At 41.4% G+C, this 19,637-nt stretch carries 21 protein-coding genes; 8 read left to right on the top strand and 13 right to left on the bottom strand.

Annotation, left to right across the window (positions count from 1 at the left end):
- Window positions 1–116: 116 nt before the first annotated feature.
- Genes rplI through rpsF form a run of 4 tightly spaced genes read right to left on the bottom strand, consistent with a single transcriptional unit; the run spans window position 117 to window position 1,569 of the window.
- Complete coding sequence (gene rplI, locus HQQ94_RS05300) at window positions 117–569, bottom strand: 50S ribosomal protein L9 (protein WP_173293427.1); 453 nt, start codon at window positions 567–569, stop codon at window positions 117–119.
- A gap of 27 nt (window positions 570–596) precedes the next feature.
- Window positions 597–824, bottom strand: coding sequence for a 30S ribosomal protein S18 (gene rpsR, locus HQQ94_RS05295; protein WP_076415822.1), 228 nt, complete (start codon window positions 822–824; stop codon window positions 597–599).
- Between the two features lie 11 nt (window positions 825–835).
- Entirely contained in the window at window positions 836–1,141 is a 306-nt protein-coding gene (priB, locus tag HQQ94_RS05290; protein ID WP_173293426.1) for a primosomal replication protein N, read from the bottom strand.
- Between the two features lie 8 nt (window positions 1,142–1,149).
- Window positions 1,150–1,569: a 30S ribosomal protein S6 gene (rpsF, locus tag HQQ94_RS05285; protein WP_173293425.1), complete on the bottom strand. Its 420-nt coding sequence runs from the start codon at window positions 1,567–1,569 to the stop codon at window positions 1,150–1,152.
- Between the two features lie 227 nt (window positions 1,570–1,796).
- Here rpsF and HQQ94_RS05280 point away from each other — a divergent pair, with 227 nt between their 5' ends.
- A complete protein-coding gene (locus HQQ94_RS05280; protein WP_173293424.1) occupies window positions 1,797–2,549 on the top strand; it encodes a YdiY family protein in 753 nt (250 codons plus the stop codon).
- 267 nt (window positions 2,550–2,816) lie between these two features.
- On the opposite strand, the gene HQQ94_RS05275 is transcribed toward HQQ94_RS05280, so the two are convergent.
- Window positions 2,817–3,032, bottom strand: coding sequence for a TIGR02450 family Trp-rich protein (locus HQQ94_RS05275; RefSeq protein WP_173293423.1), 216 nt, complete (start codon window positions 3,030–3,032; stop codon window positions 2,817–2,819).
- A gap of 19 nt (window positions 3,033–3,051) precedes the next feature.
- Window positions 3,052–3,312 carry a DUF3081 family protein gene (locus HQQ94_RS05270; protein ID WP_173293422.1) on the bottom strand — a complete coding sequence of 87 codons (261 nt, stop codon included), beginning with the start codon at window positions 3,310–3,312 and terminating at the stop codon, window positions 3,052–3,054.
- A gap of 192 nt (window positions 3,313–3,504) precedes the next feature.
- Here HQQ94_RS05270 and HQQ94_RS05265 point away from each other — a divergent pair, with 192 nt between their 5' ends.
- Genes HQQ94_RS05265 through HQQ94_RS05255 form a run of 3 tightly spaced genes read left to right on the top strand, consistent with a single transcriptional unit; the run spans window position 3,505 to window position 5,353 of the window.
- Entirely contained in the window at window positions 3,505–4,176 is a 672-nt protein-coding gene (locus tag HQQ94_RS05265; RefSeq protein ID WP_173293421.1) for a flavin reductase family protein, read from the top strand.
- A 45-nt stretch (window positions 4,177–4,221) separates the two neighbouring features.
- Window positions 4,222–4,647 carry a thiol-disulfide oxidoreductase DCC family protein gene (locus HQQ94_RS05260; protein WP_173293420.1) on the top strand — a complete coding sequence of 142 codons (426 nt, stop codon included), beginning with the start codon at window positions 4,222–4,224 and terminating at the stop codon, window positions 4,645–4,647.
- Window positions 4,610–5,353 (top strand): SDR family NAD(P)-dependent oxidoreductase, encoded by a 744-nt coding sequence (locus HQQ94_RS05255; protein ID WP_173293419.1) that lies wholly within the window; start codon window positions 4,610–4,612, stop codon window positions 5,351–5,353. The genes HQQ94_RS05260 and HQQ94_RS05255 overlap by 38 nt, the downstream gene beginning before the upstream one ends.
- Here the strand turns inward: HQQ94_RS05255 and HQQ94_RS05250 are convergent.
- Genes HQQ94_RS05250 through HQQ94_RS05240 form a run of 3 tightly spaced genes read right to left on the bottom strand, consistent with a single transcriptional unit; the run spans window position 5,339 to window position 6,849 of the window.
- Window positions 5,339–5,848 carry a CIA30 family protein gene (locus HQQ94_RS05250; protein ID WP_173293418.1) on the bottom strand — a complete coding sequence of 170 codons (510 nt, stop codon included), beginning with the start codon at window positions 5,846–5,848 and terminating at the stop codon, window positions 5,339–5,341. The two genes, HQQ94_RS05255 and HQQ94_RS05250, sit on opposite strands and share 15 nt — an antisense overlap.
- Window positions 5,849–5,907: 59 nt before the next feature.
- On the bottom strand, window positions 5,908–6,531 hold the full coding sequence (locus HQQ94_RS05245; protein WP_173293417.1) for an HAD family hydrolase: 624 nt from the start codon (window positions 6,529–6,531) through the stop codon (window positions 5,908–5,910).
- A gap of 36 nt (window positions 6,532–6,567) precedes the next feature.
- On the bottom strand, window positions 6,568–6,849 hold the full coding sequence (locus HQQ94_RS05240) for a DUF6482 family protein (protein WP_173293416.1): 282 nt from the start codon (window positions 6,847–6,849) through the stop codon (window positions 6,568–6,570).
- 226 nt (window positions 6,850–7,075) lie between these two features.
- On the opposite strand from HQQ94_RS05240, the gene HQQ94_RS05235 reads away from it, so the two are divergent.
- Window positions 7,076–9,010, top strand: a complete 1,935-nt coding sequence (locus tag HQQ94_RS05235; protein WP_173293415.1) for a radical SAM protein — start codon at window positions 7,076–7,078, stop codon at window positions 9,008–9,010.
- A gap of 161 nt (window positions 9,011–9,171) precedes the next feature.
- Here HQQ94_RS05235 and HQQ94_RS22835 read toward each other — a convergent pair whose 3' ends face one another.
- From HQQ94_RS22835 to glyA, 4 genes are all read right to left on the bottom strand, one after another.
- Window positions 9,172–10,488, bottom strand: coding sequence for a PAS domain-containing methyl-accepting chemotaxis protein (locus tag HQQ94_RS22835; RefSeq protein ID WP_173293414.1), 1,317 nt, complete (start codon window positions 10,486–10,488; stop codon window positions 9,172–9,174).
- Between the two features lie 318 nt (window positions 10,489–10,806).
- Window positions 10,807–13,671: an aminomethyl-transferring glycine dehydrogenase gene (gene gcvP / locus HQQ94_RS05225; RefSeq protein ID WP_173293413.1), complete on the bottom strand. Its 2,865-nt coding sequence runs from the start codon at window positions 13,669–13,671 to the stop codon at window positions 10,807–10,809.
- Between the two features lie 106 nt (window positions 13,672–13,777).
- A complete protein-coding gene (gene gcvH, locus HQQ94_RS05220) occupies window positions 13,778–14,164 on the bottom strand; it encodes a glycine cleavage system protein GcvH (protein WP_173293412.1) in 387 nt (128 codons plus the stop codon).
- Window positions 14,165–14,201: 37 nt separating this feature from the next.
- Window positions 14,202–15,497, bottom strand: coding sequence for a serine hydroxymethyltransferase (gene glyA, locus HQQ94_RS05215; protein ID WP_173293411.1), 1,296 nt, complete (start codon window positions 15,495–15,497; stop codon window positions 14,202–14,204).
- A gap of 422 nt (window positions 15,498–15,919) precedes the next feature.
- On the opposite strand from glyA, the gene HQQ94_RS05210 reads away from it, so the two are divergent.
- The 3 genes from HQQ94_RS05210 to gcvT all read left to right on the top strand — a co-directional run bounded on the left by HQQ94_RS05210 (window position 15,920) and on the right by gcvT (window position 19,550).
- Window positions 15,920–16,585 carry a helix-turn-helix domain-containing protein gene (locus HQQ94_RS05210; RefSeq protein WP_254304005.1) on the top strand — a complete coding sequence of 222 codons (666 nt, stop codon included), beginning with the start codon at window positions 15,920–15,922 and terminating at the stop codon, window positions 16,583–16,585.
- A 406-nt stretch (window positions 16,586–16,991) separates the two neighbouring features.
- Window positions 16,992–18,365 (top strand): sodium:alanine symporter family protein, encoded by a 1,374-nt coding sequence (locus HQQ94_RS05205; protein ID WP_173293410.1) that lies wholly within the window; start codon window positions 16,992–16,994, stop codon window positions 18,363–18,365.
- A gap of 66 nt (window positions 18,366–18,431) precedes the next feature.
- Window positions 18,432–19,550, top strand: a complete 1,119-nt coding sequence (gcvT, locus tag HQQ94_RS05200; protein ID WP_173293409.1) for a glycine cleavage system aminomethyltransferase GcvT — start codon at window positions 18,432–18,434, stop codon at window positions 19,548–19,550.
- The last annotated feature ends 87 nt before the right edge of the window (window positions 19,551–19,637 follow it).

Raw genomic sequence — 19,637 nt, 5'->3', positions numbered from 1 at the left:
TATTTTTCAAAAAATAACACATAAAAAAAACACCGCCTATAAAAATAGAGCGGTGTTTTCTTTTAAAGCTTATAGATTAACGCTTACGTATTAACCATATTAGCTTTAACTAATATTTAGTCTTCTGCAACAACAGAAAGCTTAACAATAGCTTTAACTTCAGTGTGAACTTGAACTTCAACTTCGAATTCACCAGTCGTGCGTAATGCACCTAGTGGAAGACGAACTTCGCTCTTAGCAAGCTCAACGCCAGCAGCAGTGACTGCATCAGCGATATCACGGTTACCAATTGAACCAAATAGCTTACCTTCATCACCCGCTTTAGAAGTGATAACAACCGCTTCAAGAGTGTTGATTTTATCAGCACGGGCTTGAGCAGCAGTAAGATCAGCCGCTAACTTAGTTTCTAATTCAGCACGACGTGCTTCAAAGACTTCAGTGTTAGCAGTATTAGCAACAACAGCTTTACCTTGTGGCAGAAGAAAGTTACGTGCGTAACCAGACTTAACTGCAACTTTATCACCTAGGTTTCCTAGGTTAGCGATTTTATCAAGTAAAATAACGTTCATTATTAATTCCTCTAAATTATTGCGTTATTACTGATGTAAATCAGTGTAAGGCAGTAGAGAAAGATAACGAGCACGCTTAATAGCGCGAGCTAGTTGACGTTGATATTTAGCATTTGTACCAGTGATACGACTTGGAACAATTTTACCACTTTCAGTAACATAATTCTTTAGAGTAACGATATCTTTATAATCGATCTCAGTTACACCTTCTGCAGTAAAACGGCAGAACTTGCGACGACGGAAATAACGTGCCATGTGACAGTCTCCTAAGTTTTCAATTCGACATTTTCAGCGTGTAACACCAATCGGTTTTGACCATTACGACTCTGCTGTAGAGCGATAAAGCCTTTAACCTCGATGTTCACACCTGCTTTCAGTTGTTCTGTAACGCTGTTAAAGCGTTCACCACTCAATATCACTTGTATCTGGCAGTATACATTTCTAAGCATTTCAGCTTCAAAACACTGCGATTTGTGTTCCAGCATAATCACACTATGCGCGATACCTGCTGGGCTATGAAAGCGTCTAGAACGCGTAATGGTTCCCGATAACACCAAATGATTTATGGTCACAAAAAAACTTACTCAGCTGTGTTTTCAGCGGCTTCTGTAATTTCTTCATTTGCATCAGCAGACGCTGGACGGCGCTCGCCTTCGCTAGAACGACGTGAATCACGTTCGTCTTTAGCTTTAGCCATTGGAGATGCTTCAGTAATAGCAGCTTTAGTACGCATAACCATGTTACGCAATACGGCGTCGTTGAAACGGAAAGCTGTTTCAAGTTCTTCAACCGACTCAGCAGATGCTTCTACGTTCATAAGAACATAGTGAGCTTTATGCAGTTCGATTATTGGGTAAGCCAGTTGACGACGACCCCAATCTTCTAAACGATGAATTTGACCGCCAGCTTGGGTAATAATACCCGAGTAACGCTCAATCATACCCGGTACTTGTTCACTCTGATCAGGGTGAACCAAAAATACGATTTCATAATGACGCATTTTTTGCTCCTTACGGTTATCTAGCCTCGTTATTGGCTCAGTCAAACCAAATAGAGACAAGGAACTAATTAAATTGACTGATTTAAGCCGCGAAATATTACACAATAACAAAATATTATTCAAGCTAAATCTAGAAATAATCACTTTGCCGACGGGCTGCATTATGGGTATTATGTTGGCGAGCTAATACATTTTCATGATGTTACAAATTAATAGTAAGAATAAGAATGGTATATAGAACGGCGATATTATTATATTTAGTTTTCCCTAGTACAGCATGGGCACTAGTGCCTCCTGATTACCAAGAGCCACCTAGTGACTTCACTGCCGAAATTGGCGCTGGATTAGTACTCAATACAGGGAATACACAGTCAAGTAGTTTTAATGGTAAAACAAAATTCATTTACGATACCCTACAGACAAAACAAGAGGCTAAATTCAAGGCTAATTTCGCATCTGATGATGAAAAAACAACGGCTGAGAAGTATGAAGTTAACCTACAGTCTAACTATAAACTGGGTGGTAGTAACAAGGGCTATATCTTAGGCTTGACTGATTTCACCTCTGATAGGTTTGGTAGTTATACTCGAATATGGACTGTCTCTACTGGTTATGGTTTTAACATCATTGATAGCCATAAGACCAAACTAATATTAGAAGCTGGCCCTGGTTACCGCTACAACCTCCCTTTAGAAACCGAAATAGAGCCAACACCTGAGGCCGAAAAAGATGTGATCATACGTACAAAAATTACATTCGAACAGAAGCTGCAAGAGTACACCACCTTAAATACCGATCTCATCGCAGAAACAGGGCAAAATAATAGTACTCTCACCTTAGACATAAATTATAAAAACACCTTGTTTCAAGACTGGACATTCGATATAGGCATTAACGTCAAATACACTGATGTCGTCCCAGAAGGCAGTAAGCAAACAGATACGACAACGACCTTTACCTTGCTTTATACCTTTCAATGAAGAAAGCGAGTATATCAAAACTACCTCAACAGGCAGAATTTAACCTCTTAAAAGTCGCTTGAGTCCAGATAACTTCAGTGACCAGCTATTGTCGTTTCTGATGTATAAGAAAAAATCACTTATAACCTATTAATTGATCTTAGCAGATCAACAATATGACTAAAAATGAGAATGTTATTTCCATCGAAACTCTACTGATCTAAAGCAGATAACTCGCTTATCAAACAAAAAACAAAATGATTCGCTAAAAAAATGATGGCAAATAACTTATTGCCATCCGACCTTCCATTGTTTGGGATCCTTTAACGATCTCCAATCAATCTCGTATTCTTGATGAGTCATGACCGCTTCGATGACACACAAAGAGACTTTTTGTGTCTCATCGAGTTCAATATTTACAATAATAAAGTGTTTTTCTTTATTAATAACAATACTTTTAGTCCATTTACTGTTTAATAATGCCTTTTGATTAACTTTATTCATCGTTACCACTTTTATCTTGTTAAATCATTGATTTTTTTATCGAGGCAAACACTTTTTCAGTTTCGCTTTTAAAGGTAAGTAACGCTGATTCATCATCGTACTCGTACGAAAAACGATTATGAAACAACAATGTTAATGTTACCCCTTCCGATCTCAGATAACACGTATAACCATCAATTTCATGCCAAGCAGATAGTGAACCTAAACACATTGTTGAAAGTTGTTTCGTTCCATGAGTCAGTACATGATTAAACAATTCTAAATAATTTGCATGTGTCATTTTTCACCCAATATTTGTCGTTAATATTTTATATCGTTTAACATCCAATGACGACTATACGATGTAAAATGGATAAAAGTTCAAAAATCATCCATTTTAAATCAGTATGGGCAGAAAGATTTTTAAAAGTGATCGTTAGCACCTGTAACTGCGTACTGATTTTTAGTCAGATTAATACCATGAAGATAAAGTATGCAACATTACAATCATAACGACTTGTTGAATATGAATGCTCGTTACAGAGTACAGCTAATGAATAGCCTATCAGGGTTCAAAAGCGTCAATGTCATTGGTACTTCCAATGCTGAAGGGAAACATAATTTAGCCATATTTAGTTCAGTATTCCATTTAGGTTCATCGCCAGCGCTTGTGGGGTTTATTATGCGTCCAGATAGTGCTGCACGGCATACATTAGGCAATATTCAACAAACAGAGCAATACACCATCAACCAAGTCAGTGAATCATTCTGGCGTAAAGCTCATCAAACATCAGCACGATATTTAGCGAATGAAAGTGAGTTTAATCAGGTTGACTTAACGCCTGACTTTATTAACGGTGTGGATGCCCCATTTGTGAAGGAAAGCAGGCTTAAGTACGCCTTAACATTGCGAGAAATTATACCCATTAGTCTGAATGACACTCAATTAATCATTGGGGAAATTACTCATATTGTCTGTGAAAAGGAGGCCATTAAAGACGATGGTTATATCGATATAGAGTCACTTGATACCGTCGCATTGTCAGGTTTAGACAGCTATCACTCAACCCAAAGACTATCACGTATCAGTTATGCTAAACCCGACAAACATTCCGTTGATATTTCACTCAACGGTGATATCCCCGATAATAACCCTGTAGGTTGACCATCAGCCCTATCATATAAAGAGCTATCTTATGTGTGGAAAAATATGTTAACTATATTCTATGACGGTAATTGCCCTTTATGTGTGACCGAAATGGATCACTTGAAGAAGCACGATAACAACCAGTTAATTGAATTAATCAACATTCATAATAAAGGCTTTGCGCAGTTATATCCTGATATTGAATTCAATAATGCCATGAAAATATTACATGGGACTTATCAAGGAAAACTGTTGTTAGGGCTAGAGGTGACTCACAGAGCTTGGACAATAGTGGGTAAAGGTTTTTGGGTTGCTCCACTTAATTGGCCAGTGATTAAACCACTGAGTCATTTTGTCTACTTATTTCTCGCTAAATACAGACATCGTATTTCTTCTTTTTTTGCACACATTTTTGGCTTAAAAGCCACTAGCTGCCATTCAGGAACATGTCATGATAACTCAACAAACAGTGATAATCGGCGCAAATAGCGACATAGCAAAGGCCATAGCCATTGAAATAGCAGGGGCAAAAAATAGCAGGTTAATCTTAATTAGTCGTGATTTCAATCAAGGGGCTCGAGTAACAGACAAAGATTTAACTGATACAACCCTTATTACAGTCAAAGACTACACATCACAATCCATTGAATTAGCCATTGAGCAAATAAAGACATGTGATCCCTTACCCATCACTCGGGTTTTTGTGTGTAATGGGATATTACACAGCCAGAGTATTAAACCAGAAAAGCGTTTAGAAGACTTTAATACCGATGCTTTTAATCATGTCATAATGGCAAATGCATTAACGCCAATGTTGTGGATACAAAAATTAACCCCAATATTAATAGGAAATACTCAATGTAAAATTATAGTCTTTAGTGCAAGAGTTGGCAGTATAAGCGATAATAATTTAGGCGGTTGGTATAGTTATAGAGCGTCAAAAGCAGCATTAAATATGATGCTAAAAACAGCGGCTATAGAGCTGGCTCGTCGAGCCGAAAATATTAAAATAATTGCATTTCACCCTGGTACCACCGACACATCGTTATCAAAGCCGTTTCAAAAAAATGTACCTGAAAACAAGTTATTTACATGTGAGTTTGTCGCTCAGCAATTAATGACGATTGTCGACAAGACTCCGCATGATGCAACCGCCAGTTTCCTTGATTGGAAAGGAGATTCAATAGGATGGTAACGATCCATGCTGGTGTTTGCCAAACAACACACTAAAAATGGATAAACAAAATTTTCCCGCTTGCTTTTTTGTGATTAAAAATCCAATTTCGAGAATATCGTCAGATTTAAGCAAAGGGGCATTGGGAATCAACCGTCCTCGAAAACAAGCCTGAAAGTCGGCCAGTGTAAAGATTAACTTTTCTCTGTGGTCAATGACAGTGTCGAACTCATGTTTGTATGCCAATCGATAACCATCTAAATTAACCATCATTCTTAACTGATAAGTGTGCCCGTCACCTTTTATATCGACTGTCACCGTCTCAACATCTTTTAGTAATGGTGCTATTGAGCGAGATACAGAGCTAAATCCGCCATTATTTTCCAGCGATATGTGGCCTACAAATAATCCATGACCTTGATCAAAGGATATGTTTCCTTTTGATTTTCCCCCCATAACAGCGTCGTCTGTCATTCGCCAATAAGTGATTTCATTTTGCTGAGTAAAATCTAACATGTCGGCAAATCCCCTTTCTATGGTAAACCGTTAATTTTCAATATTTAAGTGTTGATTAGCTAGAGTGTGGACTCCATATTGTCTATGTTAACATTATATTTTTTGCTAATGATTAAACTGAGATCAGTGAGTTCATCCACCACTATATTTGCTAAATGAGCATAATCAGGAGTTTGTCCATGAGTGACCAGACATGACATCGTTTTCGCATTTTGCGCTGCTTGTAGATCATACAAATAATCACCCACGTACAATAAATTTTCAGGTGGTATATTCCACTGTTGCCCTACATACAATAAAGCATCTGGTGCCGGCTTGGCTTTATGATCTTCTCTTGAGATCACAATTGGAATATCGATGTCATGACTTTCAATTTTAATCAATGCAGCTTGACGACAATTGCGAGTCACGATGGCACAAGGAATATCCAAACGAGTTAATAATGCTAACAGCTCATCGGTACCTGTTAATTTTTCTGTATGAACTGCATCACGTACTTCATGTTCAATAATGTTAGCTTCTGCTATCGTTTTTTGATCGCCGGCTAAGGAGTCAACAAAATCCAATAAATCAACGTCGTTTGGGCAAGATAACAACTTTTTAATGTGATTGAAATTCAAAGATGATGAAACTAATGTTCCATCTAGATCAAATATGACTCCCAATAACTTATGTATTAACAATGGATAAATCTCCTTGGCATCTCGTTATTTTCCTCATTAAAATGTAACCATTTGCCGACAAGGCTCAGGTGCACTTAAACCACACATTTCATCGTATGCTGATTGAAATTCAAGCAAAGCTGTAAAAATATGATAACTGCGTAAATAGTTTTTAGCTTCAATCAAAGAGGAAGTAACAGTCACCTCCTTAGATTGATTAACACTGGTTAAATTGTTCAATGAATCAACCATACCAACAATATAATGAGTTGATTCAGCTACACAAATAATTATTGGAGTTAATTTTTGTCCATTTTTTTCGAGTACATTAGTCATCATAAATCCTCTATTTACATTAGATAAGTGACATTGTTTACCAACACAGCTAAAAAAGATTACGATACGTTCGTCATTAAGGATCACAATTTATCATCACATCCGCTAATTTACGGGTTTTTATCCCGTTCATTTGCTAGAATCCCCCTCCTATTTTATGGTAACAATCCTGAATATAGGGGGTTGTACACTCTGTTCGCACTGACTGTTCACAATGTAAAGGCTGGTTATGACCGTTCTTCTAATGACTCCACCTATGACCCAGCTGAATACTCCTTATCCAGCAACAGCCTATTTGACGGGTTTTTTACGCTCACGTGGCTATGAGGCGGTTCAGCGAGATCCTGCTATTGAGCTTTTTTTAGAAATGATGACAGCACCTGCGCTGGATATTATTCGTCAGCATGTGGAAGAAAATTTCGAGCATTTTGAAGACGATGAACTGCCTGAGGTGATCTTCAATTTTTTGGCTGAGTTTGATCGTTACCAACTCACAGTTGAAAGTGCTATTCGCTTTTTGCAAGGAAAAGATCCAAGCCTTGCACTGCGTATTAACTCCCGCCGTTTTTTACCAGAAGGTCCAGCGTTTGACACTATCGCTCAGATGGAAGCAGTATCAGGCGATGTATTGCAAGCAGCCTTTGGCAATTTAGGGGTACAAGATAAAGCCAAATATCTGGCAACCCTGTTTATTAATGATCTATCTAACGTCATTACTCAAGGAGTTGATCCCTACTTTGAAGTGAGCCGTTATGGCGAGCAATTAGCGGCGGCTAACCCAAGCTTTGACAATCTCTATGATACCTTGATGGACGGGCCGAGTTTTAGTTCAGGTATTTTGACACAATTGGTCGAGCAGTATCTGGAAGAATCGCAGCCTAGCGTTGTTGCATTAACCGTGCCTTTCCCGGGCAATATGTTAGGCGCCTTACATATTGCGCAAACCTGTAAAGCCATCAATCCAGATATTCATGTCGTATTGGGTGGGGGGTTTATCAATACAGAGCTGCGCGCGCTCAAAGATCCTCGGGTGTTTGAGTTTGTCGACTTTATCTGTCTGGACGACGGCGAACGCCCTTTTATTACCCTGCTTGAATACTTCGCAGGACAGCGTGAGATAGACTCTCTAATGCGAACCTACTTCCTTGCAGAGGATGAGAATGGCCAAGCATACGTTCACTTCAATGAAAATGCCGAGCTGCACGATATCCCACAAGCCGATGTCGGTGCCCCTGTATACGATGGCCTGCCATTGGGGGAATACCTGTCTTTGTGTGAAATGCTTAATCCGATGCACCGAATTTGGAGCGACGGACGCTGGAATAAACTGACCATCGCGCATGGCTGTTACTGGCGTAAATGCAGTTTTTGCGATGTCAGTCTTGACTATATCGATCGTTTTGATGCAGCTGGAGCCGACGTTCTGGTGGATAGAATCGAACAGCTCATTGAAGAAACCGGACAAACAGGTTTCCATTTTGTCGACGAAGCTCTGCCACCAAAGCTTTTATTTACCCTAGCAAAGCGACTCATTGCACGCAATGTGGTGATCAGCTGGTGGGGCAATATCCGTTTTGAGAGAACCTTTAGTCAAGCACGTTGCAAGTTGTTGGCAGATTCTGGCTGTATCGCTGTGAGTGGCGGTCTTGAGGTGGCATCTGATCGTCTATTGAAACTGATGAAAAAAGGCGTGAGTGTTGAGCGGGTCGCTCAGGTCACTAAAGCCTTCAGTGATGCCGGTATATTAGTTCACGCCTATCTAATGTATGGCTTTCCGACACAAACAGAGCAAGAAACCATCGATTCACTGGAAATGGTGCGGCAGATGATGAAGCAAGGATGTTTTCAGTCCGCCTACTGGCACCGTTTTGTGGCCACAATCCACAGCCCTATTGGCATGAATCCTGAGAAGTTTGGGATCACGCTTGCAAAGCGCCCAGAGATCTTATTCGCTGAAAATGATGTGGACTTCATTGATCCAACGGGCACGGATCATGAAATGCTGGGCGAAGGGCTGCGTAAGTCGATTTACAACTATATGCACGGTGTGGGCTTTGAACAGCCGATGAGCTTCTGGTTTTCCCAACCTGTTACACGTACGCAGATGAAAAAAGACCTGATCTCCAAAGCAATTAATCATTTCATCGCCAGCAATGAAGGGTGATTTGTCATTAAGCAACATCGGTTATTAACAGCCATAGTGTCTGGTCAATATCACTGGATTAACTCAATAAAAAAGGCCACTGTCTTGCTGTAGAAGTAGGCTGGCCTGCATTTTCGTCAATAGAAATGCCATAGGAGCCAAGGTTTGGGATAACGCCATAGTTATTCGCCGTCTCCTTTAAAATTGTGTACTGCCGAAGCAACACTCTCAGCACCTGTGTATATTTCATTCATGGTCAGTGACACTTCTTCTATTCTCGTACTCGTTTGTTCTGCAATATTATTTACCTCACCCATGGCTTGGGTCATCTTTTGAGTTAAAGAGATATTTTGATTCACTACTCTGGTAATTTCTTCTGTCGATTCAGATGTACGTGAAGCTAGCTGACGTACCTCATCAGCCACGACAGCAAAACCTCGCCCTTGCTCTCCTGCCCGAGCGGCTTCAATAGCAGCATTGAGAGCCAGTAGATTGGTTTGATCGGCAATACTCCCTATCGTTTTAACAATCTCAGCGACATCATTGGACAATGACGTCAGTTCCTCTACCTGCCCAATAGAGGTAATGAGGCTATCCATCATTTTTTGAGAAATGATGACGGTTTCTTTGAGTACTTTATTTCCCTCTTGAGCGACTTGGGAGGTTTCCACTGCTGTGCTATAGGCGATGTTGGCAGCATCTGAAATAGCGAGCTCTCTAACCACATCTTCTGTAATGTCAGATGCAAACTTAACCACTTTGTAGACATCGCCTTGGTCATTAAGCACAGGACTATATGACGCTTGTATCCATACGTTTTTATCAAGGCTATTTTTACGCAAAAATCGACCAGAAAAAGCGTTTCCACCTGCTAGTTGCTGCCAAAAATTTGGATTTTCTTGATAGAATTTATCGAAACAAAACATTTTATGGTGCTTGCCTTTTACTTGATCTAGCGTGTAGCCCAAAGCACCAAGAAAGTTATCATTAGCATCCAATATTGTTCCATCAGGCTCAAATTCAATCACTGCAAAAGTTTTATTCAATCCGGTGATCAGATCCCGTTGATTTTGCGCTTTATTCTCTTTTTCTGTTACATCACTTGCTATTTTAACCACACTTTTCACCGTGCTATTTTCGTCAATGACAGGAAAGTAAGTGGCTTCAATCGTGATCAACTCACCCGATTTAGTGTATCGCTCAAACGTACCTGATTGAACTTTACCTCGGGCTAAATCTTGCCAGAAATCACCGTATTTTTTTCCTTCGACATAACTTTTAGAGCAGAATATACGGTGATGCTTACCGACAATTTCATCTAGTTGATAACCCATAGCTTCCAGGAACAAGGGACTCGCAGAGTTTATATTGCCTGTACTATCAAACTCGATAGTGACTAAAAACTCATGTAAAGAAGAGACAATGAGATTGTTATTATACGTTTGATCCTGCTTCTGCTTTTGTTCTTCGGAATCTTTATTTTTTTGAAATGGCCACATAAATAGTGCGCTCGTAATGATAAGTTATCCATAGTAAGTATTTCTTAATATTCAGATAACGCAACTAGATAGATCTATCTATTTACTTATGAAGTTAGATTTATGTATCTTACATGGCAACGACATTGATGATATCCCCAATAAAAAACACCCAAAGTATGACAATTTCAACACTTAGCGGTCAATAATATTGAGTAAAATCGAATAGTTCATCCGTATTAACGGATAGATTTCAATCACAAAAAAGCGAGCGATATTGCTCGCCTTTAGGCTATTTTGAATTTAATTCCCTATGCCATGACTCGCCAATCAGACTCGTTAATCACGGTAAATGTCGATATCTGGGCAGCTACAGATAAGGTTTCTGTCTCCATAGACATTATCGATACGATTAGTACTGGGCCAAAATTTAGCATGAGTTTGATTGTTCCCAGGAAAGCAAGCCGTTTTACGTGAGTAAGGGTGGCTCCACTCTTCTTCGCTCAAATCGCTCATGGTGTGTGGAGCATTAACCAAAGGATTGTCACTCAATGGCCATTGACCCTCTTCCACCTTGGCTATTTCGGCACGTATGGTCACCATCGCATGAACAAATTTATCCAATTCAACCAATGATTCACTCTCGGTCGGTTCTATCATCAGCGTCCCCGGCACAGGGAAGGACATGGTCGGTGCATGGAAACCAAAATCCATTAATCGCTTAGCCACATCTTCTTCGCTGATCCCAGCACTCTCTTTAAGTGGACGCAGATCGATGATGCACTCATGGGCAACACGGCCGTCATCGCCAATATAAAGTACTGGATAATAAGGACGCAGTTTTTCCATCAAGTAGTTGGCGTTTAATATCGCAAGCTCTGTAGCTTGAGTTAACCCCTCAGCTCCCATCAGAGCAATATAAGCCCATGAAATAGGTAAAATTGATGCACTGCCTAACGCAGTTGCAGCCACGGCGCCTTGTGTTTTGTGAATACTGTGTCCTGGTAAAAAAGGTTCAAGGTGTGACTTTACGCCAATGGGACCCATGCCTGGCCCACCACCACCGTGAGGAATACAGAATGTTTTATGCAGATTCAAATGAGACACATCTGAGCCTATAAAACCTGGCGAGGTTAATCCCACTTGTGCATTCATGTTAGCGCCATCAAGGTAAACTTGACCACCGGCGGCATGTACGCGCTCACAAATATCACGAATACCTTTTTCATACACACCGTGTGTCGATGGGTAAGTTATCATGATGCAAGACAGGCGCTCAGCATGTTCTTCAATCTTGGCCGCTAAGTCTGCAATATCGACATTTCCCTTAGCATCACAACCCACGATCACCACACGCATCGACACCATAGAGGCACTGGCAGGATTGGTACCATGGGCAGAACTTGGAATAAGACACACATTACGGTGTATATCGCCACGGCTAGCGTGATATTTCTGAATCGCGATTAAACCGGCATACTCTCCCTGAGCCCCTGAATTGGGTTGCAATGAAAACGCATCGTAACCGGTAATTTGCTTGAGCATGTCAGTTAATGACTCAGCTATCTCCTGATAACCTGTCGTCTGCTCAGCTGGAGCAAACGGGTGCAACTGACCAAGTTCTGGCCAAGTCACGGGGATCATTTGCGCCGTTGCATTTAACTTCATGGTGCACGATCCCAATGGGATCATGCCATGAGTCAAGGAAAAATCTTTATTTTCCAGTGACTTTAGATACCTCAGCATCAAGGTTTCACTGTGATATTGGTTAAACACACTATGAGTCAGATAGCTTGACTCACGACGACAGTCCTGAGGAATAGCGGCGAATTCATCAAGTGATGCCTGTGTTTCAAAATCACTCACACACAAGGTTTTACCTGTGATAGCCAACCACAGTGCTTGGATATCTTCAGCAGTGGTGGTTTCATCAATGCTAATGGCCAATCGACTAGGCAAGAGACGCAAATTAAGCCCGGCATCCAGAGCGCGCTGGTAAATGATTTGCGTCTGTTCATCGGTTTCTATGGTCAAGGTATCAAAAAATGCCTCATGGACCAGTTTAAAGCCCGACTCTTTCAATCCTAACGCCAAGATGGCCGTTAAATGATGCACTCGTCGGCCTATCTTCTTTAATCCTTGTGGTCCATGGTAAACAGCATAAAAAGCGGCCATGTTAGCTAACAAAGCTTGAGCGGTACAAATGTTCGACGTCGCCTTTTCGCGGCGAATATGTTGCTCGCGAGTCTGCATTGCCATGCGCAAGGCTTGCTTGCCTTTACTGTCAATTGATACCCCAATGACGCGACCCGGTATAGTACGCTTATATTTCTCACGTGTAGACATAAATGCAGCATGAGGACCACCGAATCCCATAGGAACACCGAAGCGCTGTGAGCTACCGATAACCACATCCGCTCCCATCTCTCCCGGTGCTTTTAATAAAGTGAGCGCGAGTAAATCTGTCGCAACCGCCACTAACGCTTTATTTTCTTGGGCTTGTTTAATGAGTTCTTCAAGGTTTTGCACTTGACCTGTACTGCCAGGATATTGCAGTAAAGCACCAAATACATCCACCTTCGATAACTCGCTCGCCGGAGCGACCAAAATATCGAAACCAAAACTATGGGCGCGAGTCTTGATGACATCCAACGTTTGCGGATGCACATCGCTGGCAACAAAAAACAAGTTACTCTTGCTCTTTCCTGCTCGCTTACACAGTGTCATTGCCTCTGCAGCAGCCGTTGCTTCATCCAGCATGGACGCATTGGCTAACTCCATTCCCGTCAGATCAATGATCATTTGCTGATAATTGAGTAAAGCTTCGAGTCTGCCTTGGGCTATCTCTGGCTGATAAGGCGTATAGGCCGTATACCAACCAGGGTTTTCCATCACATTGCGTAAAATGACATTGGGGACATGCGTGTCGTAATAACCTTGACCAATATAACTTTTATTGATCACATTTTTAGCTGCAATGGCGTTAAGTGTTGCCAACATACCGGCTTCACTCATCGCAGGTGCAAGCTCAAGGCCTTCAGGCAAACGGATATTATTGGGTACTGTTTGTTCAATAAGTGCCTCGATGGAGTCACTGCCTATTGCGGCTAACATCACTTGCTTTTCAGCTTCATCGGGCCCGTTATGACGCGCGACAAACTCGTTACCTGTGCCCAGTTGGGCTAATAAATTGTTATTACTCATCTCATCCCCAAGGATATTCTAATACTCTGTTGTATGTCATTTTCCAGTGATACTCATCTGGACAGCCAGTACTCATTGCTGACTGTCAGAGCCAGCACTCAATAGCCTAGTCTTCTAAACTCGCTGAATATGTGTCAAAGTTCATCAGTGCATTTAACTCTTGTGGATTATCAAGTTTAATCTTAGCAATCCACCCCTCTTCAAATGAAGAGTCATTCACGATTTCAGGACTCTCGTCTAACGCTTGATTAACCGCAACGATGACGCCTGATACCGGCGCATACACATCCGAGGCCGCCTTGACTGACTCCACCAAGGAGAACGTCTCACCAGCAAGGGTAATATCGCCTTCTTCAGGAAGCTCGACAAATACCACATCTCCCAATAGCCCTTGCGCATGGTCGGAAATTCCGACAGTCACAGTGCCATCACCATTGTCTTTTACCCATTCATGGCTGGTGGCAAACTGATAATTAGTTTCTACTGAACTCATTATTTAATTCCTATTTTTTTTATTATTTAATTAATCGTTAGCGATACAGAGGAAATGTTGCACACAAGTCTTGCACTTGTTTAAGTACCGTTTGTTCAACTTGACTGTTGTCATCAGGGTTAGCGACTAAACCATCAAGCACAGCGCCAATCCAGTGACCTATTTGTGTAAATTCAGCTTGTCCAAACCCTCGGCTCGTGCCAGCTGGAGTCCCTAGACGAATACCTGAAGTCACCATAGGTTTTTCAGTATCAAAAGGAATACCATTCTTATTACAGGTGATCCCTGCACGCTCTAAACTTTCCTCAGCTTTGTTACCCTTGAGACCTTTAGGCCTAAGATCTACCAACATTAAATGGGTGTCGGTGCCATTGGTGACAATGTCACAGCCATGTCCCTGCAATGTCTTAGCAAGTACCTTTGCATTACTAATAACTTGCTCAATATAATGTTTAAATTCAGGTTTAAGCGCTTCACCTAATGCCACCGCTTTCGCTGCTATCACGTGCATTAATGGTCCACCTTGCAAACCTGGAAATACGGCTGAATTTATCTTCTTGGCAATATCTTCATGATTGGTCAATACCATCCCACCACGTGGTCCACGTAATGTTTTATGAGTTGTGGTTGTCACAACATGAGCATAGGAAATAGGGTTTTGATGATAATTAGTGGCAACCAAACCCGCAATATGAGCCATATCAACCATCAAGTAGGCACCCACTTCATCTGCAATGGCCCTGAAACGAGCAAAATCAATTTCACGTGGGATCGCTGATCCACCTGCAATAATAAGTTTGGGTTTGTGTTCACGGGCGAGCATTTCTACTTGGTCGAAATCCACCAAACAGCTATCTTGCAACACGCCATATTGAATCGCATTAAACCACTTACCTGATTGAGCGGGACGGGCGCCGTGAGTCAAATGCCCCCCAGCATCAAGCGACATGCCTAAAATAGTATCACCGGGCTGCAGCAATGCCTGAAACACTGCACCATTAGCCTGAGCGCCAGAATGGGGTTGCACATTTACAAATTCGGCACCAAAAAGAGCCTTGGCTCTATCTATTGCCAATTGCTCAACAATATCAACAAATTCACAACCACCATAATAACGGCGACCTGGATAACCCTCGGCATACTTATTCGTTAGCAAGGTTCCCTGAGCTTCCATTACCGCTTTTGACACGATATTTTCGGAAGCGATGAGCTCAATCTGCTGCTCTTGTCTCTTGGTTTCAAGTTCGATAGCAGTCTGGATTTCATTATCGATATCCGCTAATCCAGCGACAAAAAATTGTTCCAGTTCTGTGGAGTGATAAGTGCTATTCATTATTTATCCTTGTTAACAAGCAATGACATTGATGGCTAAGCCACCTTAGAATTTTTGTTTTTATTAATGACTCCCCTTAGAGAAGCATCTAGTGAATATGTTATGAAAGATTTTTATGGCAATGAAAATTAGATATTGATCTTACATAAAATAAAATGCTGCCCACCTAGTAGTCATTCTCCCGCATCCTTCACGATGGCTAATCACAGAGCAAAAATACTGTTTGCCATCATCGCGCTTCTCCCAAACGTAATAAAACAGATCCAATTCACATTAAACAAACATATCAGGCTTAGTTTTCTTAAACAACAATAAAGTTTCCTATCGGAAACTTTATTTACTATTGATATTATTAATGCTTGATTTATAAACGTGTTTATTTTGTATAAGATGTGTTCATGTGGCGACTCAAATATGTAACAATGACTAAAATCCAAGGCGAGATAGTCGTTAAACATATGAAAAATGAAAATGAGACTGACTCAGCTCCCTCTATGAATGTCGTCAGAAATCAAGGTAATGAACCTAAAGTTAAAACACTTCATATCGGCCAGCAAGTTAAGGCGATAAGAACCCAAAACAAATTGACTTTAGAAGAGGCTAGCCATCGAACGGGATTGGCAAAATCTACCTTGTCTAAAATTGAAAATGAACAGATATCCCCCACATTTATGGTAATGCAAAAACTGGCTGCTGGGCTTAGCATAGATCTACCCCAGTTATTTACCGAACCCAGCAAAATTCAAGCCAGTGGACGCAGAGATATCACCAGAGCAGGGACTGGCAAACCTCGACTTACCCCAACATACGAACATGAATTACTATCCACCGAACTAAGCAATAAAAAAATGTTGCCTTATAAAACCTGTATTCGTGCAAGAAGCTTCGACGAATATGGCGATTGGATCCGTCATGAAGGTGAAGACTTCCTCTTTGTGTTAGATGGCAAGGTGCAATTATTCACTGAGTTTTATGAGCCGGTGATCTTAACGAAAGGTGATAGTGCATATTATGATGCAACCATGGGCCACGCTGTCATTTCTATTAGCGAACAAGATGCGCATATCCTTTGGGTGACTTCAACATAGTGCAATTTAAACGGCATTTGAGAAGAGTAAACCACCACGCTTACTCTTCTAAATTAATGCTATTTAACCGTATGCACCCCCTCAACATTGCCCCTCGAAATTAGATTAAATAGTCAGGTGAACTGTAAAATGATTCATTTCTAGCAATTAATTTCGATTATAAAATGCATAACCCAATAAATTAAAAAATTAAATATTTTTTAATATTAATGATTTTAGTCAAACACTTAGATTAATAATGCCCATTATTGGCTTAACACTGTAAAAATTAACCCTTGAATATTATCCCCAAAAGCTCTAGTTTTTTATCATTGGAAACTTTGTACCTACAAACAATCAACATCTAACAGTTAACGAGTTAGCGCCAATTGAAGAAAAAAAATTATAATAAAATTAGAGGTTAACAATGGAATTTATGACTAATGCTGTCTCATATATCAATGGCATAGTTTGGGGTATCCCCATGCTTATTGCTATTTTAGGTGTCGGACTATTTCTGACATTTGGTCTCAAATTGATGCCTATCTTAAAATTAGGTTCTGGATTTAAACTACTTTGGGCAGGGCGGCTCCCCGATAAAAATAAAAATGTAAAAGGTGAAATTAGCCCTTTCAATGCATTAATGACCTCACTATCAGCAACGATTGGTACCGGTAATATTGCAGGTGTCGCCACTGCTATCTTCCTCGGTGGCCCTGGTGCACTCTTTTGGATGTGGTGTACTGCACTGGTCGGTATGGCAACCAAATTTGCCGAAGCGGTATTGGCAATAAAATACCGTGAAATCGATGAAAATGGTAATTACAGCGGCGGCCCGATGTATTACATCAAGAACGGGCTATCCAAAAAGTGGGCTTGGCTTGGGACGGCTTTTGCACTATTCGGCTCCATCGCTGGTTTTGGGATAGGCAACACGGTACAAGCAAACTCAGTCGCCAATGCTCTCGAGTCAAACTTTGGTTTATCCCCTTGGATAACCGGCATTATTATGATGATATTAGTGGGCCTCGTATTAATGGGCGGTATCAAGCGTATCGCAGATGTCGCAGGCAAGCTGGTTCCCTTAATGGCCACTTTTTACATCGCAGCTGGCATAGTCGTACTTATTATCAATGCCGCAGAACTACCTGCAGCGCTCGCCCTTATCTACAAAAGTGCGTTCACCGGGACAGCTGCTGAAGGTGGATTCGCAGGAGCCGCTGTTTGGGCCGCGATTCGTTTTGGTGTCGCTCGTGGTGTATTTTCCAATGAAGCCGGGTTGGGTAGTGCGCCCATTGCTCACGCAGCAGCACAAACTAACAATCCTGTCGCTCAAGGCTTAGTTGCTATGCTAGGGACATTTATTGACACTTTAGTGGTCTGTACTATTACCGGACTCGCTATCGTTGTGACTGGCGAATGGACAAGCGGTGCAACAGGTGCAGCATTGACTTCAGCTGCCTTTGCATCATCTCTCCCATACGGTAACTATATTGTGGCTATTTCATTGTCAATTTTTGCCTTCACCACTATTTTAGGTTGGAGTGTTTACAGTGAAAAATGTGTCCAATATTTACTGGGTGTAAAAGCGGTTATTCCTTTTCGTGTTCTTTGGATCATTGTGGTTCCTGTTGGGGCCGTCGGTTCACTCGAATTCATCTGGTTACTCGCTGATACACTCAATGCTATGATGGCCATTCCAAACCTTATCGCACTCGTTTTACTTAGCCCTGTGGTATTTAAACTGAGTAAAGAATACTTCCAAAAGGAAGTAAGTTTGAACCAAACTAAATCATCTTAACGCCCTTTTTAAATTGTTCATCAATATAACAGCCCTGATTAATCGGGGCTGTCTACGGAGTAAACCATGACGCAAGCGCTAAACAAAACCCCTTGTTATCAACTGCATATAGAATCTGATGCTAAGATGGTGCCTTTTGCTGGTTATGATATGCCTGTTCAGTACGCCTTAGGCGTTAAGAAAGAGCATTTACACACTCGCACTGCAGCGGGACTATTTGATGTCTCGCATATGGGTCAACTGAGACTCCATGGTAAGAACGCAGCAAAAATGCTGGAAACCTTAGTACCAGTGGACATTATTGACCTTCCTCAAGGCAAGCAACGTTACGCCTTGTTCACTAATGAGCAAGGCGGCCTACAAGATGACCTGATGGTGAGTAATCTAGGAGATCATCTTTTTGTCGTTGTTAATGCTGCTTGTAAAGCCCAAGACATCGCTCATTTACGTGCTCACCTGCCAGATGATGTCACCCTAGAAGTCCTTGAAGATAGAGCCTTATTAGCATTACAAGGACCATTAGCTGCTAGTGTCATGGCAAAACATGTTCCTGAATCTGCAGGCATGATATTTATGGACTCAAAAGTGCTTAATTTCGCTGGTGTTGACTGTATTTTTGGTCGTGCTGGCTACACAGGTGAAGATGGCTTTGAGATATCGATTCCTGCTGAGCATGCTGAACGATTAACGCGTCTTTTACTCGCTGAGACGGAAGTTGAATGGGTTGGATTAGGTGCACGTGATTCTCTCAGACTCGAATCAGGTCTGTGCTTATACGGCCATGATATCGACACGACAACCACACCTGTCGAAGCTAGCCTACTATGGGCGATAAGCAAAAATCGCCGTACTGATGGTGAGCGTGCAGGCGGCTTTCCTGGCGCCGATATCATACTCAATCAAATCGCTACTAAAGATGTCAAGCGTAAGCGTGTCGGCATGAAAGGGCTAGGTAAAGCCCCCGTTCGTGAAGGCGCTGAGTTATTTAACGCCCAAGGCGATAAAATTGGCATCGTCACCAGCGGTACTGCTGGACCAAGTTGTGGATTCCCTGTTGCTATGGGATATGTTGCGACCCCTTACGCCAACTTAGAGACTGAAGTATATGCCGAAGTCAGAGGAAAAATGTTACCGATGAAAATAGCCAAAATGCCATTTGTCGAGCAGAAATATTATCGAGGCTAATCGCCATTAAAGTCTGGTTCATTCGGCTCAGAAGTGTGAGCTGAATGATTCAATCAACCTGGCACTCATGGGTCTACAATCAGGTTA

The sequence above is a fragment of the Shewanella sp. VB17 genome, from assembly GCF_013248905.1.
GTDB lineage: Bacteria > Pseudomonadota > Gammaproteobacteria > Enterobacterales > Shewanellaceae > Shewanella.
The sequence above is the reverse complement of the archived record's forward strand: the minus strand, read 5'-3'. Positions and strand labels throughout refer to the sequence as shown.